This is a genomic window from Bacillus cereus group sp. MG16, from assembly GCF_040459875.1.
Taxonomy (GTDB): Bacteria; Bacillota; Bacilli; order Bacillales; family Bacillaceae_G; genus Bacillus_A; species Bacillus_A paranthracis.
The window spans coordinates 4,046,817-4,073,015 of the sequence record NZ_JARVHE010000001.1; the positions used below are offsets into that span (position 1 = coordinate 4,046,817).

Consider the following 26,199-nt stretch of genomic DNA (forward strand, 5'->3'; position numbering starts at 1 on the left):
GAACATAGAACCTGTCCTTTTCATTAACTGAAAGTAGAAACAGATAAAGGAGTGAAAAACATGTTCTCTTCTGATTGCGAATTTACGAAAATTGATTGCGAGGCAAAACCAGCTAGTACACTACCTGCCTTCGGTTTTGCTTTCAACGCGTCTGCACCTCAGTTCGCTTCACTATTTACACCACTACTATTACCTAGCGTAAGCCCCAATCCAAATATTCCTGTTCCTGTAATAAATGATACAGTAAGTGTCGGAGATGGCATTCGAATTCTACGAGCTGGTATTTATCAAATCAGTTATACATTAACAATTAGTCTTGATAACTCACCTGTTGCACCAGAAGCTGGTCGTTTCTTCTTATCATTAGGTACACCAGCTAACATTATTCCTGGATCAGGTACAGCGGTTCGTTCTAACGTTATTGGTACTGGTGAAGTAGACGTATCCAGCGGTGTTATTCTTATTAACTTAAACCCTGGTGACTTAATTCAAATTGTACCAGTCCAGTTAATTGGAACTGTAGACATCCGTGCTGCAGCATTAACAGTTGCACAAATTAGCTAGTAAAAAGCGGTATTTCTAATACAGAAATACCGCTTTTTTATATGTATAATAAAAAACACTCACAGTAACATGAGTGTTTCATTCTTCATAGTGTTTTATTGTGTTCTTTTTTTTTCCACAATTACATCCCTTTTTCTTCACAAATCCTTGTTGCTGTAATTGTTCTTGATATGCCTGTTGTTGTGCTTGGTGTTGTTGCTGCATGTGATACCATTGCTGCAGGTCATATGAATTTTGCCTTGGATTATTGCTCACAGCAAACATCTCCTCTACTGTCAATTCTGTCTATTTACTATATGAACAACTCTTTATTTCCGTTCCCTCATTCTTTTAAACTCCGCTTTTTCTCGTATTATGGAAATATATTATTCTCCCATAAAATATCCTGTAATCGTTTCAATGATTGCTGCTGCTCCTGCAATAGCTAATAATGCAAGTAACGGCTCTGCAACGATCGGAATCCAATTATATAAGACTAATAAAAAAGCACTAACCCATACACCTGTACACCAATAACAGCTTAATAATTCGCCAACCCACTTTCTTAATCCTTTACCTTTTACTTTTGTAAAAGTTGATACACTTCCATCCGGCTCTGTAATCTCTAATTCGTCAATAAACGGTCTTCGCAAAAAAGCTGTAATTTTATCATAAACAATTAAACGGGTGAGCCTAAAAGCAGCTAACGCAAAAATAAAAAATAAAAGCCAACTTGTAAACAGCATAATTTCACCTTCCCTTATCTTCTTTCGCCTATTTAAAAAAAAAGGTCTTGAGATTGTGACCAAATCTCCTCGACTCCAATATCTTATTAATGTAAATACAAACAAGAAGATAAGGAGTGACATTAATGAGTTGTAACGAAAATAAACACCATGGCTCTTCTCATTGTGTAGTTGACGTTGTAAAATTCATCAATGAATTACAAGATTGTTCTACAACAACGTGTGGATCTGGTTGTGAAATTCCATTTTTAGGTGCACACAATACTGCATCAGTAGCAAATACACGTCCTTTTATTTTATACACAAAAGCTGGAGTACCTTTTGAAGCATTTGCACCATCATCAAGCCTTACTAGCTGCCGATCTCCAATTTTCCGTGTGGAAAGCGTAGATGATGATAGCTGTGCTGTGCTACGTGTATTAAGTGTAGTATTAGGTGACGGTACTCCGGTACCACCTACTGACGATCCAATTTGTACGTTTTTAGCTGTACCAAATGCAAGACTAGTATCGACATCTACTTGTATTACTGTTGATTTAAGCTGTTTCTGTGCGATTCAATGCTTACGCGACGTTACTATCTAATAAGTGAAGTAAACTAAAAAACTATTGGGGTGGTAGAAAATTTCTACCACCTTTACATATTTAAAAGCCGGCCATACTAATTGATTGGATATCCTCTATAGATAACTTAATATCTCGCATGCTATTTGGCGGCATAATCGCTACAATTCCATTACGATACGATATGATTGATCCAACATATGAGACTGTAGCTGTTTTTATTCTGCACCTTACTTTCGGAATATAATGAGGGCGATTTAATAAAAAATGAATTTTCTCTTCATTATTCATATCCTTAAATGATTTATTATACGGGACAGTTCTCACTGGCTCATGCTGTTCTTGTACTTGTTCCTCTTCTTCTATTTTTTCTTCTACTTGTTCCTCTTGGTGCTCTTGTTCTTCTTGTTGTTCTATTACCTCTTCCACAGCACTACTTACAACAGTTTCCTTTCTATTCCTTTCCTCTTTTCTATCCTCATTTTCAAAGTTTGTTAAGATAATTCTTTTTATTTTCGGTGCAGCAAGTTCCAAACTTACTTGCGCAATATATAACAACGGTTTTCCAACTGTTGAACTTTTATTTTTATTCTTCACACTCGTCCCTCCCACTTCCATACGTAGCTGAATAAATCGTGTACTATTATACTTATATTCATAACGTGGTAAGAACTTTCGTTAAAAATCGTTCTTTCTAAGAACAAATAAAAAGGACAATCTCAACATGTAGAGATTGTCCTTTAAAATTAATATTATATTTATCCTAAGATATGATACCCTGAATCAACGTGAATGTTTTCTCCTGTTACGCCGCGTGCTAAATCACTGAATAAGAATACTGCTGTATCCCCAACTTCTTCTTGCGTTGTTGTACGACGAAGTGGTGCGCGCTCCTCAATTTCTCTTAAGATTGAGTTAAAGTCGCCTACACCTTTTGCAGATAACGTACGAATTGGACCTGCAGAAATAGCGTTAACGCGAATGCCATGTTGACCTAAATCGTTAGCTAAATATTTCACGCTCGCTTCTAATGAAGCTTTTGCTACACCCATAACGTTATAGTTTTTCACAACGCGCTCGCCGCCAAGATATGTTAACGTTAAAATATTTCCGCCTTCTGTCATTACTTTCTTCGCTTCTCTTGCTACAGCTGTTAAGGAGAATGCACTAATATTTTGTGCAAGTAAAAATCCATCGCGAGAAGTATCTACAAATTCACCTTTTAAGTCGTCACGATTTGCAAAAGCAATACAATGTGCTACACCGTGAATTGTACCAACTTCTTGTTTGATTGTTTCAAAGCAAGCTGTAAGTTCTTCATCATTTGTTACATCACAAGGTAATACAAGTGACTCTTGTCCTTCTAATGTATCCGCTAATTCACGAACGTTTCTCTCTAAACGTTCTCCTGCATATGTGAAGATTAATTTTGCACCTGCATTATGCAAAGAGCGAGCAATTCCCCATGCAATACTTCTTTGGTTCGCAACGCCCATAACAACAAATGTTTTCCCTTGTAATAGTTCCATGATATATCCTCCCAGAAATACTTATACTTGTTATTAGTACCTGATACTATAATTATAGTAACATAAAACCTCTTAAAGGCAAACAAAAAAGTCATTAACTTAAAATTGTTAATGACTTTTTGTTTCTATAAAAAAACGCTCTAATCCTTCTTCCCAAGAAGGCATTTGTAAAAAACCATTTAATCGCAGCATGTTATGTTGGAAAATAGAATATTTTGGTCTCGCTGCCGCCGATCCAAATTCTTCAGTTGAAACCGGTAATACATCCACTTTCATATTTGCATACGAAAATATTTTCTTTGCAAATTCAAACCAAGAACATGATCCTCTATTGGATACGTGATACGTACCGTATAAAGAAGTATGGATGAGCTTATTAATCATTACATTTAAATCCGCCACATACGTAGGAGAACCGATTTGATCCGCTACAACAGATACTTCTTCTCTTTCTTTCCCTAATCGCATCATCGTTTTCACAAAATTATTTCCATACTTACCATACAACCATGATGTACGAACGATAAAGTATTTATTATGTAACTCTTTGACGAACTGCTCTCCCGCATATTTAGAAGCTCCGTATATATTTATCGGCGCCGGATTATGAAATTCATCGTACCCTTCCGGTCTATCACCTTGAAATACATAATCCGTACTAATATAAACTAACTTTGCCTCCACTAATTGTGAGGCAACTGCTACATTTCGAGCCCCTATTGCATTTATTCTATAAGCAAGATCTCGTTCTTTCTCAGCTTGATCAACCTTCGTATACGCTGCACAATGAATAATGATATGTGGCCTTATTTTTTGTACCACTTGCTGCACTTTGGATATATTTGTTATATCTAGTAACTTTTTATCAAATGGATATATGTCATATTCTTCAGGATTTAACTCTTCTTGTAGTTGCTTTCCCAATTGACCATTTGCTCCTGTTATGATAATCCGTTCTCTCATTTATATGCCCCTTACTTTTTTAATGGTTTCCACCATTCCTCATTCTTCTCATACCATTGCACCGTTTCTTGTAACCCTTGCTCAAACGTATACTTCGGTTCCCAATCAAATTCATTCTTCATTTTCTCTGCATCAATCGCATAACGGCGGTCGTGTCCTAAACGATCTGTCACATATTCAATATCCTTTTCCGTTTTTCCTAAGAGAGTAATAATTTGTTCCACAACATCTATATTTGTTTTTTCATTATTTCCACCTATATTATATACTTCTCCTATACGTCCCTTATGCAAAACAACGTCAATCGCACGACAATGATCCGTTACATGTAACCAATCTCTTACATTTAATCCATCGCCATATAACGGTAATTTTTTTCCTTCGAGCGCATTCGTAACCATTAACGGAATTAGTTTTTCAGGATATTGATACGGCCCGTAGTTATTGGAACAACGCGTTACTATAACTGGTAATTGATATGTTTTATAATAAGATAAAGCTATCATATCGGCGCTCGCTTTGCTTGAAGAATATGGACTATTTGGAGCTAACGGGGTTTCCTCGGTAAATCGCCCTGTTTTTCCTAAAGAGCCATACACCTCATCCGTTGATACTTGCACGAGTTTAATATGCGGATATTTTTTTACTAATTCTAATAAGGTGACTGTCCCAATTACATTTGTATCATAAAAAGGAAGCGGATTTTCAATACTACGGTCCACATGTGATTCAGCTGCGAAATTGACAATTACTTGCACATCACGTTCCTTAATAACATGCTCCAGCAGCTCTCCATTTTGAATTTCACCTTTTACAAAATAGTAATTCGGATGATCTTGAATAGACTTTACATTATTTAAGTTTCCACTATATGTTAATGCATCGAAATTAATAATTTTATATGTTTCATAGCTTTGTAACATATAATGCACAAAATTACTTCCAATAAATCCGGCCCCACCTGTTACTAATATATTCATACACAACTCTCCTACTCAAAAACTATCTTCACATTCCTGAAGCGATGGTAATATTCGATCTTTATCAGACAAAATAGGGCTTGTTACCGGCCATGGAATTGCTAATTCTTTATCACTCCAAAGTACCCCTGAATCATGATTAGCACTATAATACTCATCTACTTTATACATAACAATAGTATGCGGGACAAGTGTACAAAAACCATGTGCAAATCCTTTTGGCACTAATAATTGCCGATGATTATCCGCGCTTAAAATATATCCTCTCCATTGTTTAAACGTTGGTGAATCTTTTCGCAAATCAACGATAACGTCATAAATTGCTCCTTGCATAACTTGAATAAGTTTCGTTTGTGCTTTCGGATTTTTTTGAAAGTGTAACCCCCGAATCGTTCCCGCTTCTGTCGAATACGAAACATTATCCTGTACAAATGAATACGTAACTCCTAATGTTTCTAGCACCTTCTTATTATAACTTTCAGTAAAAAAGCCACGCTCATCTCCAAATAACCTCGGTTCTAACAATTTTGCGTCGGTAAAGTTTGTTTCTATAACTTCCATATTCTCACCTATTCTCCGTTAAACTGTTTACCAAAGTTTATATCCCGCGCTAACGTATTCGCCCTTTGAAGAGAAACATGAGTTCCTGCATCAGTCCACCAACCGCTCATTTCATTATAAGTAAGTACTTCACGTTTTAAATACCAATTATTGATATCTGTAATTTCAAGCTCTCCCCTTGCGGAAGGTTTTAATTCTTTTATATAAGAAAAGACTTTCGAATCATACAAATAAATTCCTGTGACTGCATAGGAACTTTTCGGCTCTTTCGGCTTTTCTTCAATTTCAATTATTTTGCCGTTTTGAATATTTGCTACGCCAAATCTCTCCGGATCATCTACAGATTGCAGCAGTACTTTCGCACCTTCTTTTTGATTTGCAAACTCTTCAACATACGGACGAATATCATCCGAAAAAATATTATCACCTAATATAACTACCATGCGATCATTCCCAACGAAATCTTCACAAAGCCCTAATGCTTGCGCAATTCCACCAGCCTTATCTTGCACACGATACGTAAAGGACACGCCAAACTCTTGACCGCTTCCTAAAAAACTAACAACATCTCCCATATGCTCTTTACCTGTAATAATCATAATATCTGTAATCTCGCATTGTTTCAGCTTATATACCGCATGATAAATCATTGGATAACGTCCAACAGGAAGCAAATGTTTATTCGTTACTTTCGTTATTGGGTATAACCTCGATCCAGTACCGCCTGCTAAAATAATCCCTTTCACTCTGCATCTCTCCCTTATGATGGAGATAATATATCTTTATACTGTTCTACAAACACTTTTCGATCTTTCTCATATGTATCCGCATCAAATTCATCTCCGTTATAATGAATACACCATAAATTTGATTGATTTGGGATACCAATTAAATAACCAGCCCTTTGAAACTCTAAAGACTGTGATACATCATAAAAGTGGAACCCTTGAAACAAATCTTCTCGCCACGGAATATCATACTGCGTTGCCATGAATAAGCCATCAATTGCCTGCACCGACATAAAAGATTGGCTTCCATAAAACCCCTGATCTAAATTTAATAGTTGATAATTCCGTCTTCTATACTCAATCACTTTCCCTACTAAATTTTTCCCTTCCCACCATATCCCGTTACTCGGTAAAAATTGGGCTCCAGCTACTCCAATTAAGCCGAGCTTTTCATTATCTTTAAACAGAGAAATAAGTGTATAAAACATCTCTCGATTAATAAGATAAGTGTCCTGATGTATATAAACCTTATACTTCGCGGGATATGAAAGCGCTCGGTTATATGCGCTTGCCATACTTTTCGCATCTCGTATCGGAAAAATTTGCACGACATAATCAGGGGGAACAAAAAGGTTTCTTATTTGTCTCTCGCATTGTTCAAATAGCTCTTCATTATTTACACAAACAACAACTAATATTGTACGATCCTTCATTTTGTAGCCCCTCTATTCGTCTTGATTTACATCTGACATATAGTTCTCCACAAATATCTTTCTATACTTGTCATAGTTGGTCATATTTACATCAATATGATAGTGAATGCACCACGCATCACGCTGTACAGGAACCCCAACTGTATAGCCAGCTTTTCTAAATTCAAATGACTGAGATACATCATAATAGTCAAACCCATCAAACAAGTCTTCTCGCCACGGAATATCGTATTGCGTTGCCATCAATAAACCGTCTATACATTCCACAGGCATAAATGTTTTTGACTCATGGTACGGTTGTTCTTGCGTTGCCATATAAAATAAATCGTTCATATAACCAATTACTTTCCCAACAACTCCCTTGCCTTCATTCCATATCCCGTTTGGAGGAACATACTGGGCTCCAATCATTCCAATCATTCCAAGATGTTCATGTTCGTTAAATAATTGAAGTAATCCGTATAAAAATGCCACATTCATAATGAAAACATCTTGGTGTATATATACTTTATATTTCGCTGGATGCGAAATCGCTTGATTATATCCGCTCGTCATACTTTTCGCATTCCGAATTGGCATAAATTGTACAATATATCCTGGAGGCACTGCCAATCTCAATATATGCCGTACACACTGTGCATACATTTTCCGATCATTTATACACGTAACAAATAATATTGTTTTTTCACCAGCACTCATAACTGTGATTTTTCTGCTTCAATAATATACTGAAATACGACCGTCTCAGCCATGAAGCCACTTCCAAGACGATATTTCTTACAAATTCCATATAACTCCTCAATTAACGGTTCATACACTTTATGATCAATATATACACGATCTACTTTACTAATCGAATATCCTGCTTTTAAAAACATTCGGAGCATTTCATTAAATGTAAAGAAACGAATATGCGTTTTATCTAATAAACCATATTCTGTATACGTCCAATTTCCAGCAAGTAACGGTGCTAATACTGAAATGTGAGCAACGTTTGGTATACTTGCTAAAATCACACCATTTTCTTTTATATATGGCTTTACTTTTTCTATTACAGCCCAAGGATCAAATAAATGCTCTAATACGTCACCAAATATAACGCAATCAAATTGCTCCTCCTCGTACGGCATATCCATTGTTTCTATATCGCCTAAAACGACATGATCTAGTTTTTCTTTTGCTTGTTCTGCCGCCTCTGGGAATGCCTCAATTCCAGATACACGTGTGCCATTTTCTTTTATGGCAGCTCCCAATGCACCACTCGAGCAACCGATATCAAGAACTTCTTTCCATTCCTTTTTTATATGCTTTAATAAATTCGGATTCACTGCATTATAATAATGCCCAGACTTTTCTTCGTATAAAGAATTTTTTGGGGAATTCATTTTACACACTCCTTATGCAAATTGAATTTGAAATATAAATCTCATTTAAAGTCTATAAATGTAACCTGTACTAGTTACATTGCCGATACTTTACTATATAGCCAATCTATTAGAGTTAGAATCGCGATGAGCCATTTCTAAAAAAAGCTGCCTATAACGATTTATATTGTTTATCAAAAACACTCCGAAAATATTTGCGGTTATATTCGATTGCAGCATTATTTGGAACATAAGCAGCCGCTAATTCGTTGTAATAATAAGCTTTGTCTTGATCTCCTAACTTGCTATAACAAATACACATTTGTAAATAGGGAAGCCATGTGTAGCTCGCTGGACTATGAAATGGACTCTCCGTCGCCATTGGTACTTCCGTTGCAAGTTTAAACCAAAATATCGCTTCGTTATATTTTTGTTGTTCCATATATATATATCCTATTCTTGTACAATTCTCCCCTCTAGGAACATCATATCGAAACGACTTCACGCAAGATTCAATTGCCTTTTCCCATGATCCAAGCTTTGCATAGCAATCTCCTAACTTACCACATGCATAAATTTTCTCTTCATACCATCCTTCATCTTGATTAAGAAATGTTTCATATAGCATAACTGCATCATCATATTTTTGGTTATCCATAGATTCATTCGCGTAATAAAATAAATCTCTCGGACTCAATTCTTCTCCTGCAGCTACAGCATTTTGAAAAATTTTCAAATTACGATTTGTTACCTTTTTTTCTTTTTTATGTGTAATAGCAACATTACTACTAAAAGTTTCACCAGAAATAGCTAAATACTCATGAACCTTTCCAAACCATTGAAATTGTTTTTCACGCTTTACAAGTCGATTTCTTTTTGTACAATATAAAGGTTTCCCGCTAGAATCCAATGCAAGATGATACGGCATCGAAACAGCATCAATTTTAGGATCTAATTCTCTTTTTAAAAGTTTCAATGCTTCTTGAGCATCTTCTAATAATACGTCATCTGCATCTAGCCACAATATATACTCTTGCGTTGCTTTTGAAAAAGAAAAATTTCTTGCTGCTGCAAAATCATTAATCCATGGAAAGTCATATATGTTAGAGGTATATTGAGCTACAATTTCTTTCGTTCGATCAATGGAACCTGTATCAACTATAATAATTTCATCAACAATTTTTTCGACTGCATCTAAACATCGACCTATTGTATCTTCCTCATCTCGAACAATCATACATAAACTAATTGTAATTCCTTGCTTGTTCAACATAATCACCCTCTTCCAAATCAATCATATGTTATACATACAATAAACTTTCCACTTTTTTAACTTGCACAAGCAGTTTAAGATTTCTTTTCAATAATTCAAATGTCCGTGTCATTTTCTTTCGGTTTTGCATCTACTATATAATGAACGCTTTATGGAGGTGAATTTATGTCAAATAATAATTATTCAGATGGATTGAATCCCGATGAATCTTTATCAGCTAGTGCATTTGACCCTAATCTTGTAGGACCAACATTACCACCAATACCACCGTTTACCCTTCCGACTGGGCCAACTGGACCGACTGGACCAACTGGGCCGACTGGGCCAACTGTACCAACTGGGCCAACTGGGCCAACTGGGCCAACTGGACCGACTGGGCCGACTGGGCCAACTGGTACAACTGGTACAACTGGTACAACTGGTGCTACTGGACCGACTGGGCCAACTGGTACAACTGGTACGACTGGACCAACTGGGCCAACTGGTACAACTGGTACGACTGGATCAACTGGGCCAACTGGTGACACTGGTGCTACTGGACCGACTGGGCCAACTGGTACAACTGGTGCTACTGGACCGACTGGGGCTACCGGACCGACTGGGCCAACTGGACCGACTGGACCATCAGGGCTAGGACTTCCAGCAGGATTATATGCATTTAACTCCGGTGGGATTTCTTTAGATCTAGGAATTAATGATCCACTACCATTTAATACTGTTGGATCTCAGTTTGGTACAGCAATTTCTCAATTAGATGCTGATACTTTCGTAATTAGTGAAACTGGGTTCTATAAAATTACTGTTATCGCTAATACTGCAACAGTCAGTGCATTAGGAGGTCTTACAATCCAAGTGAATGGAGTACCTGTACCAGGTACTGGATCAAGTTTAATCTCACTTGGAGCACCTATCGTTATTCAAGCAATTACGCAAATTACGACAACTCCATCATTAGTTGAAGTAATTGTTACAGGGCTTGGATTATCATTAGCTCTTGGTACGAGTGCATCCATTATTATTGAAAAAATCGCTTAAATTTTTACTTAGCAGTAAAACTGATATCAGTTTTACTGCTTTTTCATTGGTAAATTCAATCATTAAATCCTTCTTTTCTACATAGTCATAATGTTGTATGACATTCTTCAGGAGGCACTTATATGGAAAATAAATCGGCTGTCCAGCTTTATCTCGAGTTATTAAAGAAAACAATTTTATTTGAAATATGGTTGGAATACGAACCATACTTACCTGCTTCGTTACATATTTCTAAAGAACTATCATATGAACCAGTTACGGTTCCTCTTCCTTTATTTCTTAAGCAGTATATAGAAAATCACAATTTAAAAATCGTTAATCCTAACGTTTCAAACAATGAGCGTCAAGGTGGCAAGGATTGGCCAAGAGCTGCACATAGTATGGTTGGGCGAAAACGTATGAATCAATTACAAGAGGCGATGGAAACTGTAGTCAGGGAAAATATAGAAGGTGATTTTATTGAAACTGGTGTATGGCGCGGAGGATCATGCATTTTTATGAATGGGTTTTTACAAGCAAACAACATTAAGGATCGTACTGTATGGGTTGCCGATTCGTTTGAAGGTCTGCCCGCACCTAACTTAGAACAATATCCGAAAGATTACGGTGATTATTTGCACACATTCGATTACTTACGAGTTTCTTTAGAAACAGTGCAAGAAAACTTTAGAAAATATGATTTATTAAATGATCAGGTGAAATTTTTAAAGGGTTGGTTTAAAGATACATTGCCTTCAGCACCGATAGAAAAAATTGCAATTGCACGCCTTGATGGTGATATGTATGAATCAACGATGGATAGTCTTGTAAATTTATACGATAAAGTTTCAATAGGTGGCTTTATTATTATTGATGATTATGGACTGATAACATGCGCAGAGGCTGTAACAGATTTCAGAAGTGAAAGAAACATAAAAACTCCTATGACTCAAATCGATGATTTCGGTATTTTTTGGAGAAAAGAATAGAATAAAAAAATATTTAGTTGAGGGGTACTATTATACTACTAATTCATGAAAACCAATCTTGTAATGAATAAAAGCAAAGCTCCCCTCAATATAAAGTAGAAATTTCCTACTTTACTATAAGAAAGGTGTGAATTTTTTGAACGAAAATGAGAAAAAAATTACATTAATCCCACCTCCAGAACTTGTTCAATATGTAGGTGGTCATTTTGAAGAAGTTGGAAAAGAGTTTATGCAGTATTTTATTGAAATTGGCAATTTAAAATCAAATGAAACAGTATTAGATGTAGGCTGTGGTATCGGCCGGATGGCGGTTCCATTAATGAACTATTTAAGCGATGATGGTACTTATTATGGATTTGACTTATTTAATAAGGGAATTACATGGTGCAAAAACAACATTTCAACACGACGTAACAATTTCCATTTTGAACATGTCGATATATATAACCAATTCTACAATCCCGATGGAAAAGAAGATGCTTCCCAATACAAGTTTCCATATGAAGATGAATCATTCGATTTTATTTTTTTAACGTCTGTATTTACCCATCTTCTTCCGAAAGAATTAGAACATTACGTACGCGAGATTGCACGAGTTCTGAAAAAAGATGGGAGATGTTTTATTACTTTCTTTTTAATTAATCCTGAATCTTCCTATTACTTAAATGCAGGACTAAGTCCGTTAGGTTTTTACCATCAAATTGACAATTGTTATGTTCTAAATAAAGATATCCCGAATTTCGCAGTTGCCTATCTTGAGGAAGATATTCGTACTCTATTAAATAAATATGGGCTAGAAATGCAGACTCCTCCCCATTATGGTTCATGGTGTGGCAGAACTGAACATACAAGTTATCAAGATATTATTCTTACACAGAAAATTTCTGAAAGGTAGTTGTATATGGAAAACATAAAAAATGTACCTCTCGTTTCCATCCTTATTCCTACCTATAATCGGCCACATTATTTTAAAATTGCTCTAGAAAGTGCATTAGCACAAACGTATTCAAATATTGAAATTATTGTAGGAGACGATAGCACAAATAATGAAACAGAAAAATTAATATACAGAGATTATTTACATAAGCATAAACATATAACGTACATTCGAAACCCCTCTACTTTAGGACAATTTCATAACGCCCTTATGCTTTTAGAACAATCAAATGGAGAGTACATAAATTTCTTAATGGATGATGATATATTTTATAATAGTAAAATTGAAAAAATGATGTTTTATTTCCAAAAAGACTTAGATCGAAATCTCGCACTTATTACATCTTATCGTACTTGGATTAATGACGATGGAGAGATAATTGAACAACACCCCTCCATGAAAAGATTATATGATGAAGATACTCTACTAAATGGGACAGATCTTGGAAACCATATGCTTATACTAGGACAAAATATTATCGGTGAACCTACGACTGTACTCTTTCGAAAACGCCTATTAACAGAACCTTTCGGTACTTTAAATGGGAGAAATTATAATTGTAGTGTTGATATGGCCTCTTGGATCAGTTTACTTTCCAAAGGTGATGCGATCTACATCACGGAACCTTTAAGTTCTTTCCGCCTTCATACTGGACAGCAAGTACATCACAAATACCTTGAAGGCTGCGAAGATTTTTCACATCTCGTTTTACATTCAAAAAAATATGGTTTCCTACAAGAGATTGACTATTACAAAACGAGTCTGTTAAAAGCTTGCGAATGGCATAAAAATGCTACAACATTTTATCAACTATATCCAGAGCTCATTCCAACGACTGATACACATATACGCCTTTCTCATTGTTTGAATATAGTTACAAAAGAACTCCGTGCCATATAGTCCATCACACGGTAGGTACTATTCCTTCCGTGTGATGTATGACTTCCCACAAATAGTGGAATAAATGTATGCATAGTCTGCTTGTATATTATTTTTATCATGACATGATCCGTATACTTACTAGGCGATAGAAAGGAATACACACATTGAAAGATCCAAATTCTCAATATCAAATAGACTACGTATTACTATTCATTTTATTTGCCATTGGGATTGTTAGTTGCTTTGCAATTGCAAGTGCACAAGCCTCTTTACCACCATTTTTGCAAAATGTAAATTTTGTATTAAAACAAATCCAGTGGTACTTCATTGGATTCATAGCCATTGGCATGATTATGATTATTGATTTTGACCGTTATCAAAAAATTGCTTGGTATTTATATAGCTTTGCATTGGTACTACTTATTGGGCTAGAATTTCAAGTACCAGGTGCCATTACAATTAAAGGTGCGACCGCTTGGTACAGGCTCCCAGGCATCGGAAATTTCCAGCCTTCCGAAATTATGAAGTTGTTTTTAATTATCGTCACCGGACGAATTATAGCCAATCACAATGAGAAATATTTTTACCGAACAATACACGACGATTTTCTATTACTCGGAAAAATATGCGCAACAAGTTTGCCGCCACTACTACTTATTGCAAAAGAACCTGATTTAGGAAACACAATGGTAATTTCAGCTATGCTCGCAGCAATGATATTAGTTTCCGGTATACGTTGGCGTTTTATTTTCGGGTTAGTTTCTGGTATCTTTGTAGCTGGCTTTACATTAACGTATATTTTTTTCACTCATACAAAATTCTTTAAAGCACACATTTTACAAGAATATCAACTAAATCGCTTCTACGGCTGGTTAGCGCCATACAAATATGATGCGCAAGGCTATCAATTAAGACAAGCTTTCTTAGCTACTGGATCAGGAGAAATGCAAGGAAAAGGTTGGGAAAATGGACAAGTATACTTTCCAGAACCACATACAGATTTTATTTTCACGAATGTCGCTGAGCAATTCGGATTTTTAGGCGCAAGCGTCATTATTGCGCTTTTTTTCCTACTTATTTTCCGCATGATTCATATCGCTATAGAAAGTAATGACCCTTTCGGCAGTTACATCTGCGCTGGTACAATCGGAATGTTTACTTTTCAAGTATTTCAAAATATCGGGATGACAATCGGATTACTACCTATTACAGGCATTACACTACCCCTTATGAGCTACGGAGGAAGCTCCTTACTCACATACATGATAGCGATTGGATTTGTTTTAAACGTCCGCTCAAGAACGAAAATCTTTATGTTCAACTGAAGCACAAAAACGGTATATTTTTATCTCTATCCTTTTTTAGATATACTAATGAAAAATATGATGGAGGTTTAAATATGAAATATGACATTATAGGGGATATTCATGGATGCTTCCAAGAGTTTCAAGATTTAACGAAAAAACTCGGATATAACTGGAATAGTGACTTGCCGATTCACCCTGATCAACGCAAGCTTGCTTTTGTTGGCGATATCACAGATCGCGGTCCTCATTCATTACGTATGATTGAAATTGTATGGGAACTTGTCATAAATAAAAAAGTAGCGTATTACGCTCCGGGAAATCACTGCAATAAACTATACCGATTTTTCCTTGGACGTAATGTGACAATCGCTCATGGACTCGAAACAACTGTTGCCGAATATGAAGCACTACCTTCTCATCAACAAAACATGATAAAAGAAAAATTCATCACACTTTACGAGCAATCCCCTTTATATCATGTACTCGATGAAAAAAGGTTAATTGTGTGTCACGCCGGCATTCGGCAAGATTACATAGGAAGAAAAGATAAAAAAGTACAAACCTTTGTATTATATGGCGATATTACAGGAGAAAAACATGCTGACGGTTCACCTGTCCGTCGCGACTGGGCGAAGGAGTATAAAGGAACAGCTTGGGTTGTATATGGACATACACCCGTAAAAGAACCTCGCTTTGTAAATCATACAGTCAATATTGACACTGGTGCTGTATTTGGTGGCAAACTAACTGGACTACGTTATCCTGAAATGGAGATTGTTTCCGTTCCTTCCTCCCTGCCTTTTGTCCCTGAGAAATTCCGCCCAATTTCATAACTCATATGTAAGAATTACCGTATCTTTTAGGCGTCTCTCATATAAAGTGAAACTTTAATCAGCCCTCACCAATCCCACTTTAATGGGCAGCCCGTCCATTAAAGTGGGATAAAAATTGGGTAAAGTCATTAAAAAAAGATGCAATAAAGTGCATCTTTTTTTAATGACACGGCATATACTGTCGCAGGAGGTGACAGAATGAAGAAAAAATCTTCTAAACAAAAAAGAAAATGCCCGCCTTTTTATCTGCCCATGTACGGAATTAACAACTGGTGCAGCATTCGAGCTGCAGCTGTAGAAGAACTGGAAGAACAAGAGGCTTCCACAAAAAACAAAGATAGACCAAAATATGTCTCATTACAGAATGCTGTAATGAGCCGCATAATTGATAATAGAAAAGCAAAGATGCAGCAAAAAAATAAACCTCTCTCTACTCATATTGAACAGATTGTGCCTTCTGAGCAAGTAGAGAAGAATACAGAAGAAAACAGCCCTGTAGCAATAAATAAAAAAGCGGAAGCAGAAATTCCAGCTGCTATTATAAATCAAGTAAAAAAAATTAAAGAAGCATTAGTACCGTCAGGTGATATACAAACAGAAAAAACGATTATCATTCAGACCCCTACATCTGAAAATAAAAAAGTAAAAAAAGATGGGCGGTATGCATATGCAGAGGGTCTTCACTCTCATGCAGAGGGTACAGCTTCACATGCAGAAGGACTTCTGACACATGCAAAAGGTTCTTTCTCTCATGCAGAAGGATCAAAAACGAAAGCAACTGGACATAGTTCCCATAGTGAAGGAAGTGAAACGACAGCAGGTGGCTCCTATTCTCATGCGGAAGGTAAACATACAATCGCTTTAGGCGAAGCAGCGCATGCAGAAGGAACCGCGACTATCGCTAACGGATTCTCTTCTCATGCGGAAGGTAATCATACATCAACAGCTCATTTTGCAGGTAGCCATATTATGGGGCGCTTCGGCACAGCAGATGAATCTTATTCTTGGTTTATTGCAAACGGCACAAATGAAACCGATCATAATATCGGTGCAAAGTGGCTTGCTCATAATGGAGAAATGTACATTGAGGGCGCTTCTTACAATGCAAGCGGAACTGATTTTGCGCAAATGTTTGAAACAGTAGACAATACTTTTATTGATGTAGGTTATTTCGTTACATTTAGTAGCGAAGAAAAAATTCGAATCGCTACTTCAAACGATTCATTCATCTTAGGAATATCTAGTGCCACCCCCGCTCTTATAGGAAATAGCGGTGCTTTAAGTTGGCAAAAACGCTATAAAACAGATAGCTTCGGAAAACGTCAATATGTACGTACGGAATCGCAAGACATACAACCTCTTTTAAATACAGAATGGGATCCAGCTTGCAAATATATAGCAAGAAAAGACCGTAACGAGTGGCTTCCTGTCGGATTAATTGGACAAATGTTAGTACGTGATGACGGTACTTGCGAAACGCATGGATATTGTCGTCCAAATAACGATGGCATTGCTACAAAATCTGAAAGTGGCTTTTTCGTTATAAAGCGCACGGGCGACAATCAAATTTTAATATTATTCCGCTAAGAAAAAGGGAACAAAATTCTTCGTTACATAAGAATTTTGTTCCCTTTTTAAGTATGTCTTAATACCGCTTGCATATCGCTTGGAATCGGTGTAGTGAAAGACATTTCTTTCTCTAAAATAGGATGATAAAACGTCAAGGATGTACTGTGAAGCGCTTGTCGTTTCATTTCATCTCTTTTTCCACCATATAAATTATCGCCAAGTAGCGGATGTCCTATGTACGCCATATGCACACGAATTTGATGTGTTCTCCCTGTATCGAGCTCAAGTGATACGTGCGTCTTATGATTGACGCTATCGATCACTCTAAAATGAGTAACGGCTCTTTGCCCCTCCTCACAAACGGTTCGCTCAATAATGCTATCCGATTTTCGTCCAATCGGTGCGTCAATCGTTCCTTCTCTTTCTACCATCTCACCGTGAACAATCGCTTCATACGTTCTTTTCACAGCTTTTTGTTGATGCTGTTTCGATAAAAGATGATGTACGAAACGATTTTTTGCAATAAGCATAAGCCCTGAAGTATCACGATCTAACCTCGTTACGATGTGCACCGTACTTGCAAGATGTCGCTTATCATAATGAGATAAGAGCGCATTCGCAACACTTCCTGCCGGATGTTCTCTAGACGGGATCGTTGACATGTTTGCCTCTTTGTTTATGACAAGAACTGCATCATCTTCATATACGATACATAAAGGAATATCTTCAGCAATCATCCCTTCACTTCTTTCCTCTACTGGAAAAAAGACACGTAATTCTTCACCAGCTTGCAACTGATGACGAACGCTCGCATGTTGACCATTTACTTCTATAGATCCGCCATGAAACTTTATATCCGTTAATGCGGCTTTGGAGATCCCTTTTGTTTTTAAAAATTCTCTAACCAAAGTTCCTTCCTCAGCCGAGTCTATATCCCATTTCAATGTAAATCTGTTCAAATATATAAACCCTTTCTATTTATCTGCAACAAACGAGTCACGAACTCGTTTCCAGAACGGAAATGGACGGAAACGAACGAATCGTACTTTCTCATTTGCCACGCGATACTGAATTGATTTCACATCTTGATGAACCATCGTTAAATGGTCCACCGTAATTTGTAAGTTCATTCCTGCAGTCGGCTTCAGCACGCATGTATGATGTTTCGGCAATACGAGCGGCGAACCTACCGTACGAAACACCCGGTTATTAATAGATGCCATTTCCGCAATTTGAATCGCTTCAATAGAAGGGTGAATAATTGCTCCGCCAAGCGCCTTATTATACGCAGTACTTCCCGAAGGAGTAGAAATACAAAGGCCATCCCCGCGGAACGTTTCAAAGTACTCTCCGCGTATTTCCACTTCTGTTACTAATGTACCTTCTGCACTTTTTACAGTCGCTTCATTCATCGCTAAATACTGCGACTCTTTACTCCCATTCACATAGCGAATAATCACTTCTAAAAGCGGATATTCCACCACTTGGAATGGTGTTTTAGCAATTGCAATTACTAATTTCTCTACTTCTGTCGGTAACCAATCTGCATAGAAACCTAAATGCCCTGTATGTACACCAACAAATGCTGTTTCATCCAATCGATTATAATAACGATGAAACGCATATAAAAGCGTTCCATCTCCCCCAACAGAAATTACAATATCGGGTTCCTTTTCATCCATTATAAATCCAAAATCTAGCAAGTATTCTTTCATCGTGCTTGCCAGTGCATCTGATGATTGATCTCCCTTTGACATAATTGTAAATTTCATCGCCCAACACCCTTTAGTTTATGATTCTGAATCTTTCGTTTCTTGCTTTCTTGAAAAAGCTTTCTGCGCTTCTTGAATTTCAAGACGGATAGAAGACATTTCTTCATCTAATAAAAATGCTGCTTCCGCTGCACGTTGCAAGCGTATTTTAATATCTTCAGGAAAACGTCCACTATATTTATAATTTAAAGAATGCTCAATTGTTGCCCAAAAGTTCATTGCTAGCGTACGTATTTGGATTTCTACCAATACTTTTTGTTCACCTTGAATCGTTTGAACTGGGTAACTAATGACAACGTGATAAGAACGATAACCGCTATCTTTCTTCTGCGTGACGTAATCACGTTCTTCCACGATTTCAAAGTCATTTCGTTTTCGAAGATATTCTACAACAGGCTTAATCTCATCAACAAATTGACACATCATTCGAAGGCCCGCGATATCTTGCATATCTTCTCTTAGCCTGTCTAACGGTACATTTCTCTTCTCCGCTTTATCAATAATACTTGCAACCGACTTTACCCTTCCTGTTACAAACTCAATTGGAGAATGCTCTGTTAACATTGCAAATTGAGTACGCATTCCTTTTAGTTTCACTTTCAGCTCTGCCACCGCTTGGTGGTAAGGTGCTAAAAATTCTTCCCAATTTCGATTCATTTCAACCACCACCAAAATCAATCCATTTGCTTATAGAAATACTTTTTCTACAGCAGTTACTAGTTCTTCTCCGTAATTTGCATTACCTTCAATATTTTCAACTAAATATTCTACTTCTTCTTTCAAACCTTCTAATTCCATTTCAATGTCATTCACGCGAACGAACATAACCACGTCGTTATTCATCGCTTCATGCATTGCTTCCCAGCATGTATGCGGAATGCTTACATAAATGAAAGATGATTCGTTTTCTAAGATATATAAAAATGATAAATTATCTGAGTCTACAAGTACGTGATTACGCGCACTTAACTCCTTTACCTCTATTTCACTATTTTCCGCACAAAAAATAAGAGCATTCTCTCTCTTTTCTACGCTCTTAACTTGGATTTTATTTTGCATGCTCTAACTCCTCCATCTCAACTTCCTGTCTTACTTAACAGTATTATTGTATCATAACATGGACGCAAACAAATAAAACATTGAACCAAATTTGTGAAAAAGCGATAATGTGTAAAGAATTATTTTTCAAAAGGAGCGCGCATACAATGACACAAGAAATTGAAATTGAATTTAAAAATATTGTTACAGAAGAAGAATTCAATACATTATGTAAATCATTCTCTATTGAAGGATTTACGAAACAGGTGAATCACTACTTTGAAACACCTAGCCTCTCATTAAAAGAAGCTGGCTCTGCACTTCGTATTCGTCATAAAGGAGAAACTTATACATTAACATTGAAACAACCTGCAGAAGTCGGCTTGTTGGAAACGCATCAAGTCGTAACAGAAGACGAAGCAAAAATGATGATGGAAACAAACGTAATTGTTTCAGGGGCTGTAATGGATCAACTACGTAAACTACAAATTCCTGTTTCCGCTTTAACTTATATGGGTAGTTTAACAACTGAAAGAGCCGAAACACTATTTGAAGGCGGAACGCTTGTCTTTGATCATAGTTTCTATTACAATCACGATGATTATGAAATTGAATTTGAAGTGCAAGATGAAGAAGCAGGCAAAGCTGCATTTATTCATTTATTAACGCAGCATAACATACCAATCCGTCATACAAATAATAAAGTAAAACGCTTTTTCCTTGCCAAACAAAACAAAGCACGCTAAAGTGAAAATTCCACTAGTGAATACGTTCTACTAGTGGATACATCTCACTTAAAAAAAGAAAAGATTCTTTTACATCTGTAGAATAAGCAAAGAACGTTATGAAGGCTGTTTATTTGCCCTCCCTAACATTCCATTGCTACAATAGATATACATTTCATGGAAAAAGGAGTTTAAAAGGATGAGCAAGCAACCGATGACACCATTTGAAGCAATTGGCGGTGAACAATGCATTGCAATATTAGTAGACACATTTTATTCCTATGTCAGTAAACACCCTGACCTATCTCCCATCTTCCCGGATGATTTAACAGAAACAGCTAGGAAGCAGAAGCAATTTTTAACACAATATTTAGGTGGTCCTAATTTGTATACGGAAGAACATGGTCATCCTATGTTAAGAGCACGCCATCTCCCGTTTGAGATTACTCCAAAACGAGCAGAGGCTTGGCTATCGTGCATGGAGCAAGCAATGGATGACACAGGAGTGCACGGTCATATAAGAGAGTTCGTTTTTGAACGTTTAGCATTAACTGCTCAGCATATGGTTAATACTCCAGACGAAACAGGTGAAATATAATGGATAAACAGGAAGCAAAGCATATCAATATGCCATCTCCTTCCGCATGTGAGCATAAGTCTGTAGAAGCATATTTATTTATTGATCCACTTTGTAAAGATTGCTGGGAAATTGAGCCCTTTATTATTAAACTATGGCTTGAATATGGGAAATACTTCTCTATTCGTCATATCGTAACAGGAAAAGTGGACGGAACGAACGCTTCCTCACACAAATGGAATAAACCTGCTAATATTCGATTTGTGTGGGAAAAGACAACAAGTTTACAAGATTTTTCATGTGATGGAAAGGTACATATGCAAGAAGCATCGTCAACACCATATTTAGTTTCGATGGCAATTAAAGCAGCGGAGTTGCAGGGCCGAAAAGCAGGTTCGAAGTTTTTGCGAAAACTCCAAGAATACATTTTCCTTGAAAATGTATCAAATCCTGACTGCGAATTATTACTTGCATGCGCAAAAGATAGCAATATTGATGTAGAAGAATTTAAAAAAGACCTATATTCCGCTAGCGCAAAAAAGGCTTTCCAATGTGACTTAAAATTCACAAATGAGATGCATATTACAGAAATACCTTCTCTCGTATTCTTTCATGCAAATTCAGATGAAGAAGGTATTAAAATCGCTGGAACGTATTCCTACGACGTCTACGTACAATTATTGAAAGAACTTGTAAAATGTGAAATCGAGCCAGAGCCATTACCACCTTTAGAAGTATTACTGGAAGCGACACAATTTATCTCTTCAAAAGAAGTAGCATTTATATATGACTGCTCGAAGCAAGAAATTGAACGTGAACTAAAAAAATTACAACTGAAACGAAAAGTACAAATGATTGACGTAAAATGTGAGCGTTATTGGAAATGGATAGCAAAAGAAAAAGACCTGGTGTAAACACCAGGTCTTTTTCTTTACGGCTTATAAAAATATTAAAGGGGATGGGAGAAATTTTCACGTTCAAACAAAGGGGTATATGTTTGTATGTGAATTCGTTCACGCTTATTATATTACAAGATTCGACGTCAGATGACAACCCCTTTTGTCGAATTTCACACTTTTGTCACATTCTAAACGTTTTCATTTTTGAATAAGCTATAAAAAAGCTATTTTGGAGGTGTTTTGTATGAAAAAAACGTATATTTTACTTATCATTCTAGCTATCATTGTTTCTTTTTTCTTGTACATCCTCTCCCTACTACAAGCTTTTCCTAAAATGATTGCCTTTCCTCTTTTATTCGGAGTCATTGTCATCGCTCTCTCTTATTTCAACCATAAAAAACGATTTAAAGGGTTTTAATGAACTGTAAAACTGCCTTCTAGTTTAGAAAAAAGAAGACAATTCGATTTATTTTATCGACAAATATCGACAAAATGACACCAAGAAAAAGACGAGGCAAATTCCTCGTCTTTTCTATTACTTCTCTTCAAATAATAATGCTTCTAATTCATTTAATTTCTCTTCAAATACTTGCAATGCTTCTTTTACCGGTTCTGGAGATGCCATATCTACTCCAGCTTTTTTCAGCACTTCAATTGGGTAATCTGAGCTTCCTGCTTTTAAGAACTCATTAATGTAACGTTCTACTGCTGGTTGCCCTTCTTCTAAAATTTGTTTAGATAGAGCCGTTGCTGCACTAAATCCTGTTGCGTATTGGTATACGTAATAGTTGTAGTAGAAGTGCGGAATACGAGACCACTCTAAACCAATTTCTTCATCAATTACTAAAGCATCACCGAAATATTTCTTATTTAAATCATAGTAGATTTCCGTTAGCATGTCTGGTGTTACCGCATGTCCCTCTTGTACTTTCTTATGAATAATATGCTCAAACTCTGCGAACATCGTTTGACGGAATACAGTACCACGGAATCCTTCTAAATAATGATTTAATAAGTATAGACGCTCTTTCTTATCTTCTGTCGTTTTTAATAAATAATCGTTTAGAAGCGCTTCATTACAAGTTGATGCTACTTCCGCAACAAAGATTGAATAATCCCCGTATACGTGCGGCTGCGTTTTTCTTGTGTAGTAACTATGGACAGAATGGCCAAACTCATGAGCAAGTGTAAATAAATTATTTACATTATCATGCCAGTTCATTAAAATATAAGGATTTGTTCCATATGCACCAGATGAATATGCTCCGCTTCGTTTTCCTTTATTCTCATACACATCTACCCAGCGATTTTCATATGCTTCTTTCAAAATATCAACATACTCATCCCCAAGTACATGTAAAGACTTTAATAACATGTCTTGCGCTTCTTCATACTTCACATTCATTTTCACTTCTGGTACAAGTGGTGTATATAAATCATACATATGAAGCTCATCAAGCCCTAGTGCTCGCTTACGAATATCAATGTAACGATGTAGCAAGTGTAAATTGTCATTTACAGATTGAACAAGTTGATCATACACCGCTTCAGGAATATTATTATTACTTAATGCTGCTTGACGTGCAGAGTCATATTTACGAACGCGTGCATTAAAGTTATTACGCTTCACAGCTCCGCTTAACGTACTTGCAAATGTGTTCTTATATTTCCCGTACGTTTCATATACAGCTTTGAATGCATCTTCACGCACACGACGATCATCACTTTCTAAAAACTGAATGTAACGGCCATGTGTAATTTCTACTTCTTCTCCATCCTCACCTTTAATAGATGGGAATTTCAAATCCGCATTATTCAACATACCAAATGTATTACTCGACGCACTCATTACTTCAGATGCTTCTGCTAATAAAGCCTCTTCCGCTTCAGATAATACGTGAGGGCGTTGACGCGTAATTTCTTCTAACGCATGTTCATATACACTTAAGTCTCTATTTTCTTTCAAGAATGTTTGCAATGTATCTTCTGAAATCGATAAAATTTCAGGCACAATATATGCTGTGCTACTAGATACTTGTGAATATAAATTTGTCGCGCGGTCATTTAACGCTTGATACACGGAGTTTGTTGTATCTTGATCGTAACGCATATGTGCATATGTATATAGCTTACCTAATCGCATTGAAATTTCATCTTCATATTGCAATGCTTCAAGTAAATTGTTCGCAGAGTCACCAAGTTTCCCTTTAAATTCAGTTAACTTCGGTAATAGCTCTTTAATAGCTTGGAATTCTTTTTCCCATTCTGCATCTGTTTGGAAAATATCTTCTAATCGCCACGTACTTGATTCTTCAATCTCGTTACGATCTGGTAATGCTTTTGCTGTATTTTGTTCAGACATGCTTTAAGCCCTCCTTTAAATATCTCTACTTACATACAATTCGATTTTTCTTATGTAATTCCTTCACGATCAGTCTTTATTATATCCGCTTTTCCTTCTCTCATGTTGTACTTTGCCTCAAATAAAGATAAGGCATACGCTAAGCAAACTTCATCATATTTCATAACTTCCTCCTCTGTTTTCAACATAACTATCCTCCTTTTTTTTCGGTATTTATACGTCCCTACTTTCTGCAATACACCTACATAGCATAAAAATATCATATATTCAGTAACTGCCACTTTCCATATATGCTGTGAAAAGTACGGGAGCATACGCCTTTTCGTATACTTTTTTATATAACTACACACGTACTCGAGGGAAATACAATCCCCTACCGCAAGCTCACCTATACACTTCATGTATATAACAGCTTGCCATATAAATGGATTTGTTTGAAAAGCAAATGAGGACGGGAGTGGCACACCAATTTCAGAAGGAAAATTTGCTGGGGTACATTTACATTGATATAAGAGGCGTAATAGTGACTTATGATTATAATTCCAAATAGGCAAAGCATTTTTTCGAAAATAGTCCTTTCGCTTCTTCCATTCTCGTTCTAATATCTCCTTTTGAAAAGGAACAGAAGAAAAGAGCATTTCAAAAGTAGTCGTTTCAGGTGGTAAATATATAATATGTGAAAAAGCAACGCTTGTAGAAAATGATGTAATAAACGTGCATTTCATAAATGATTTTTGTTTCGAACAGAAGAAAATAAGAAGTGGCTGAGGATAAGATTGTAAGGAGAAAGCCATAAGTGAGGAGAATTTCATCCAATATGCTGATTGCTTCTTCAATTGATTTCCACCAATAATCCAAATGACCCGTATACCAGCTTTCCAATACGAATAGGTTCGTTTGCAGAGCTGCTCTATAGAAAGATTGGCGCATTGATATTCAATCGCAATTTTTCTCCCTGCTCTCTCTATAAAAATATCCGGTCGTTGCTGAATCTCTGGTAGATAATGCTCTATCTCTACATGAACATTTTGACGTTTGAACCACCGATATAACAATTCTTTACCGTACATATGATATGTAGATTCTGCTTCATAAAAGGCTAAACATGAATCTACTTTCTTATGAGCAAAATGCCACCTTTTTTGTTTTCCTAATCTCATTAGTACTTCCTTCCCGCAAGCTATGCAAAAGAAACTTTCCCTTTTACGCATATGGTGTAAAATCTCTTCATCATGATGATCGAGTAGATGAATTTTTTCTCCGTTTTCTCTTTTTGCGATAAACATCGTAATCACATCCTTTCAGCTCCTTATATTCTACAATTTATTACAA

General features: G+C 36.4%; 31 protein-coding genes. 13 read left to right on the top strand and 18 right to left on the bottom strand.

Features of this window, described 5'->3' with window-relative positions:
• Nucleotides 1-60: 60 nt before the first annotated feature.
• On the top strand, nt 61-564 hold the full coding sequence (exsF, locus tag QCI73_RS21020) for an exosporium protein ExsF (protein ID WP_000492930.1): 504 nt from the start codon (nt 61-63) through the stop codon (nt 562-564).
• Between the two features lie 78 nt (nt 565-642).
• Here exsF and QCI73_RS21025 read toward each other — a convergent pair whose 3' ends face one another.
• Entirely contained in the window at nt 643-828 is a 186-nt protein-coding gene (locus QCI73_RS21025; protein WP_011181560.1) for a hypothetical protein, read from the bottom strand.
• Between the two features lie 101 nt (nt 829-929).
• Complete coding sequence (locus QCI73_RS21030; RefSeq protein ID WP_000899663.1) at nt 930-1,289, bottom strand: DUF1360 domain-containing protein; 360 nt, start codon at nt 1,287-1,289, stop codon at nt 930-932.
• Nucleotides 1,290-1,414: 125 nt separating this feature from the next.
• Here QCI73_RS21030 and exsY point away from each other — a divergent pair, with 125 nt between their 5' ends.
• Nucleotides 1,415-1,873 carry an exosporium assembly protein ExsY gene (gene exsY / locus QCI73_RS21035; protein ID WP_001277736.1) on the top strand — a complete coding sequence of 153 codons (459 nt, stop codon included), beginning with the start codon at nt 1,415-1,417 and terminating at the stop codon, nt 1,871-1,873.
• A 60-nt stretch (nt 1,874-1,933) separates the two neighbouring features.
• Here exsY and QCI73_RS21040 read toward each other — a convergent pair whose 3' ends face one another.
• The 10 genes from QCI73_RS21040 to QCI73_RS21085 all read right to left on the bottom strand — a co-directional run bounded on the left by QCI73_RS21040 (nt 1,934) and on the right by QCI73_RS21085 (nt 9,963).
• Nucleotides 1,934-2,470: a spore coat CotO family protein gene (locus tag QCI73_RS21040; RefSeq protein ID WP_262725129.1), complete on the bottom strand. Its 537-nt coding sequence runs from the start codon at nt 2,468-2,470 to the stop codon at nt 1,934-1,936.
• A 140-nt stretch (nt 2,471-2,610) separates the two neighbouring features.
• The gene (gene fabI, locus QCI73_RS21045) at nt 2,611-3,381 is read right to left on the bottom strand and encodes an enoyl-ACP reductase FabI (RefSeq protein ID WP_000421886.1); all 771 of its coding nucleotides are present in this window, start codon (nt 3,379-3,381) and stop codon (nt 2,611-2,613) included.
• Between the two features lie 108 nt (nt 3,382-3,489).
• A complete protein-coding gene (gene rfbD / locus QCI73_RS21050) occupies nt 3,490-4,344 on the bottom strand; it encodes a dTDP-4-dehydrorhamnose reductase (protein WP_001209175.1) in 855 nt (284 codons plus the stop codon).
• An 11-nt stretch (nt 4,345-4,355) separates the two neighbouring features.
• Nucleotides 4,356-5,324 (bottom strand): dTDP-glucose 4,6-dehydratase, encoded by a 969-nt coding sequence (gene rfbB / locus QCI73_RS21055; RefSeq protein ID WP_001024147.1) that lies wholly within the window; start codon nt 5,322-5,324, stop codon nt 4,356-4,358.
• Nucleotides 5,325-5,339: 15 nt separating this feature from the next.
• A complete protein-coding gene (rfbC, locus tag QCI73_RS21060; protein ID WP_262725128.1) occupies nt 5,340-5,885 on the bottom strand; it encodes a dTDP-4-dehydrorhamnose 3,5-epimerase in 546 nt (181 codons plus the stop codon).
• An 8-nt stretch (nt 5,886-5,893) separates the two neighbouring features.
• A complete protein-coding gene (locus QCI73_RS21065; RefSeq protein WP_353823676.1) occupies nt 5,894-6,631 on the bottom strand; it encodes a sugar phosphate nucleotidyltransferase in 738 nt (245 codons plus the stop codon).
• A 14-nt stretch (nt 6,632-6,645) separates the two neighbouring features.
• The gene (locus QCI73_RS21070; protein ID WP_000654997.1) at nt 6,646-7,326 is read right to left on the bottom strand and encodes a glycosyltransferase family protein; all 681 of its coding nucleotides are present in this window, start codon (nt 7,324-7,326) and stop codon (nt 6,646-6,648) included.
• A gap of 12 nt (nt 7,327-7,338) precedes the next feature.
• Complete coding sequence (locus tag QCI73_RS21075; protein ID WP_001272381.1) at nt 7,339-8,025, bottom strand: glycosyltransferase family protein; 687 nt, start codon at nt 8,023-8,025, stop codon at nt 7,339-7,341.
• Nucleotides 8,022-8,711: a class I SAM-dependent methyltransferase gene (locus QCI73_RS21080; RefSeq protein WP_001087862.1), complete on the bottom strand. Its 690-nt coding sequence runs from the start codon at nt 8,709-8,711 to the stop codon at nt 8,022-8,024. Before QCI73_RS21080 ends, QCI73_RS21075 begins: the two co-directional genes overlap by 4 nt.
• 151 nt (nt 8,712-8,862) lie before the next feature.
• Nucleotides 8,863-9,963: a glycosyltransferase gene (locus QCI73_RS21085; RefSeq protein ID WP_000932900.1), complete on the bottom strand. Its 1,101-nt coding sequence runs from the start codon at nt 9,961-9,963 to the stop codon at nt 8,863-8,865.
• A gap of 165 nt (nt 9,964-10,128) precedes the next feature.
• Between QCI73_RS21085 and QCI73_RS21090 the strand changes: the two genes are divergently transcribed.
• From QCI73_RS21090 to QCI73_RS21120, 7 genes are all read left to right on the top strand, one after another.
• Nucleotides 10,129-10,998, top strand: coding sequence for a BclA C-terminal domain-containing protein (locus tag QCI73_RS21090; RefSeq protein ID WP_353823677.1), 870 nt, complete (start codon nt 10,129-10,131; stop codon nt 10,996-10,998).
• Between the two features lie 122 nt (nt 10,999-11,120).
• Complete coding sequence (locus QCI73_RS21095; RefSeq protein ID WP_000428847.1) at nt 11,121-11,966, top strand: TylF/MycF family methyltransferase; 846 nt, start codon at nt 11,121-11,123, stop codon at nt 11,964-11,966.
• A gap of 136 nt (nt 11,967-12,102) precedes the next feature.
• Nucleotides 12,103-12,861, top strand: coding sequence for a class I SAM-dependent methyltransferase (locus QCI73_RS21100; protein ID WP_353823678.1), 759 nt, complete (start codon nt 12,103-12,105; stop codon nt 12,859-12,861).
• A 6-nt stretch (nt 12,862-12,867) separates the two neighbouring features.
• Entirely contained in the window at nt 12,868-13,803 is a 936-nt protein-coding gene (locus QCI73_RS21105) for a glycosyltransferase family 2 protein (protein WP_353823679.1), read from the top strand.
• Between the two features lie 146 nt (nt 13,804-13,949).
• Nucleotides 13,950-15,110 (top strand): FtsW/RodA/SpoVE family cell cycle protein, encoded by a 1,161-nt coding sequence (locus QCI73_RS21110; protein WP_327923515.1) that lies wholly within the window; start codon nt 13,950-13,952, stop codon nt 15,108-15,110.
• 74 nt (nt 15,111-15,184) lie between these two features.
• Entirely contained in the window at nt 15,185-15,925 is a 741-nt protein-coding gene (gene prpE, locus QCI73_RS21115) for a bis(5'-nucleosyl)-tetraphosphatase PrpE (protein WP_046198592.1), read from the top strand.
• 198 nt (nt 15,926-16,123) lie between these two features.
• Entirely contained in the window at nt 16,124-17,512 is a 1,389-nt protein-coding gene (locus tag QCI73_RS21120; protein WP_000730497.1) for a peptidase G2 autoproteolytic cleavage domain-containing protein, read from the top strand.
• 47 nt (nt 17,513-17,559) lie between these two features.
• Here the strand turns inward: QCI73_RS21120 and QCI73_RS21125 are convergent, their stop codons facing one another.
• The 4 genes from QCI73_RS21125 to QCI73_RS21140 are packed head-to-tail and all read right to left on the bottom strand — an operon-like array spanning nt 17,560 to nt 20,325.
• Nucleotides 17,560-18,453 carry an RluA family pseudouridine synthase gene (locus QCI73_RS21125; protein WP_074609845.1) on the bottom strand — a complete coding sequence of 298 codons (894 nt, stop codon included), beginning with the start codon at nt 18,451-18,453 and terminating at the stop codon, nt 17,560-17,562.
• Nucleotides 18,454-18,468: 15 nt separating this feature from the next.
• Nucleotides 18,469-19,266, bottom strand: coding sequence for an NAD kinase (locus QCI73_RS21130; protein ID WP_000673184.1), 798 nt, complete (start codon nt 19,264-19,266; stop codon nt 18,469-18,471).
• Between the two features lie 18 nt (nt 19,267-19,284).
• Nucleotides 19,285-19,923 (bottom strand): GTP diphosphokinase, encoded by a 639-nt coding sequence (yjbM, locus tag QCI73_RS21135; protein WP_001081482.1) that lies wholly within the window; start codon nt 19,921-19,923, stop codon nt 19,285-19,287.
• A 30-nt stretch (nt 19,924-19,953) separates the two neighbouring features.
• Entirely contained in the window at nt 19,954-20,325 is a 372-nt protein-coding gene (locus QCI73_RS21140; protein ID WP_001180003.1) for a UPF0738 family protein, read from the bottom strand.
• A gap of 146 nt (nt 20,326-20,471) precedes the next feature.
• Here QCI73_RS21140 and QCI73_RS21145 point away from each other — a divergent pair, with 146 nt between their 5' ends.
• From QCI73_RS21145 to QCI73_RS21160, 4 genes are all read left to right on the top strand, one after another.
• The gene (locus tag QCI73_RS21145; protein WP_327923514.1) at nt 20,472-21,050 is read left to right on the top strand and encodes a CYTH domain-containing protein; all 579 of its coding nucleotides are present in this window, start codon (nt 20,472-20,474) and stop codon (nt 21,048-21,050) included.
• 178 nt (nt 21,051-21,228) lie between these two features.
• Nucleotides 21,229-21,627: a globin domain-containing protein gene (locus tag QCI73_RS21150; protein WP_000043380.1), complete on the top strand. Its 399-nt coding sequence runs from the start codon at nt 21,229-21,231 to the stop codon at nt 21,625-21,627.
• The gene (locus QCI73_RS21155; RefSeq protein ID WP_353823680.1) at nt 21,627-22,520 is read left to right on the top strand and encodes a ClpXP adapter SpxH family protein; all 894 of its coding nucleotides are present in this window, start codon (nt 21,627-21,629) and stop codon (nt 22,518-22,520) included. Before QCI73_RS21150 ends, QCI73_RS21155 begins: the two co-directional genes overlap by 1 nt.
• A gap of 229 nt (nt 22,521-22,749) precedes the next feature.
• Complete coding sequence (locus QCI73_RS21160) at nt 22,750-22,923, top strand: hypothetical protein (RefSeq protein ID WP_000754592.1); 174 nt, start codon at nt 22,750-22,752, stop codon at nt 22,921-22,923.
• Between the two features lie 117 nt (nt 22,924-23,040).
• Here QCI73_RS21160 and pepF read toward each other — a convergent pair whose 3' ends face one another.
• Together pepF and QCI73_RS21170 are read right to left on the bottom strand one after the other, a co-directional pair.
• Nucleotides 23,041-24,867 carry an oligoendopeptidase F gene (gene pepF, locus QCI73_RS21165; RefSeq protein WP_327923513.1) on the bottom strand — a complete coding sequence of 609 codons (1,827 nt, stop codon included), beginning with the start codon at nt 24,865-24,867 and terminating at the stop codon, nt 23,041-23,043.
• Between the two features lie 50 nt (nt 24,868-24,917).
• Nucleotides 24,918-26,162 carry a competence protein CoiA gene (locus tag QCI73_RS21170; RefSeq protein ID WP_353823681.1) on the bottom strand — a complete coding sequence of 415 codons (1,245 nt, stop codon included), beginning with the start codon at nt 26,160-26,162 and terminating at the stop codon, nt 24,918-24,920.
• Nucleotides 26,163-26,199: the final 37 nt, after the last annotated feature.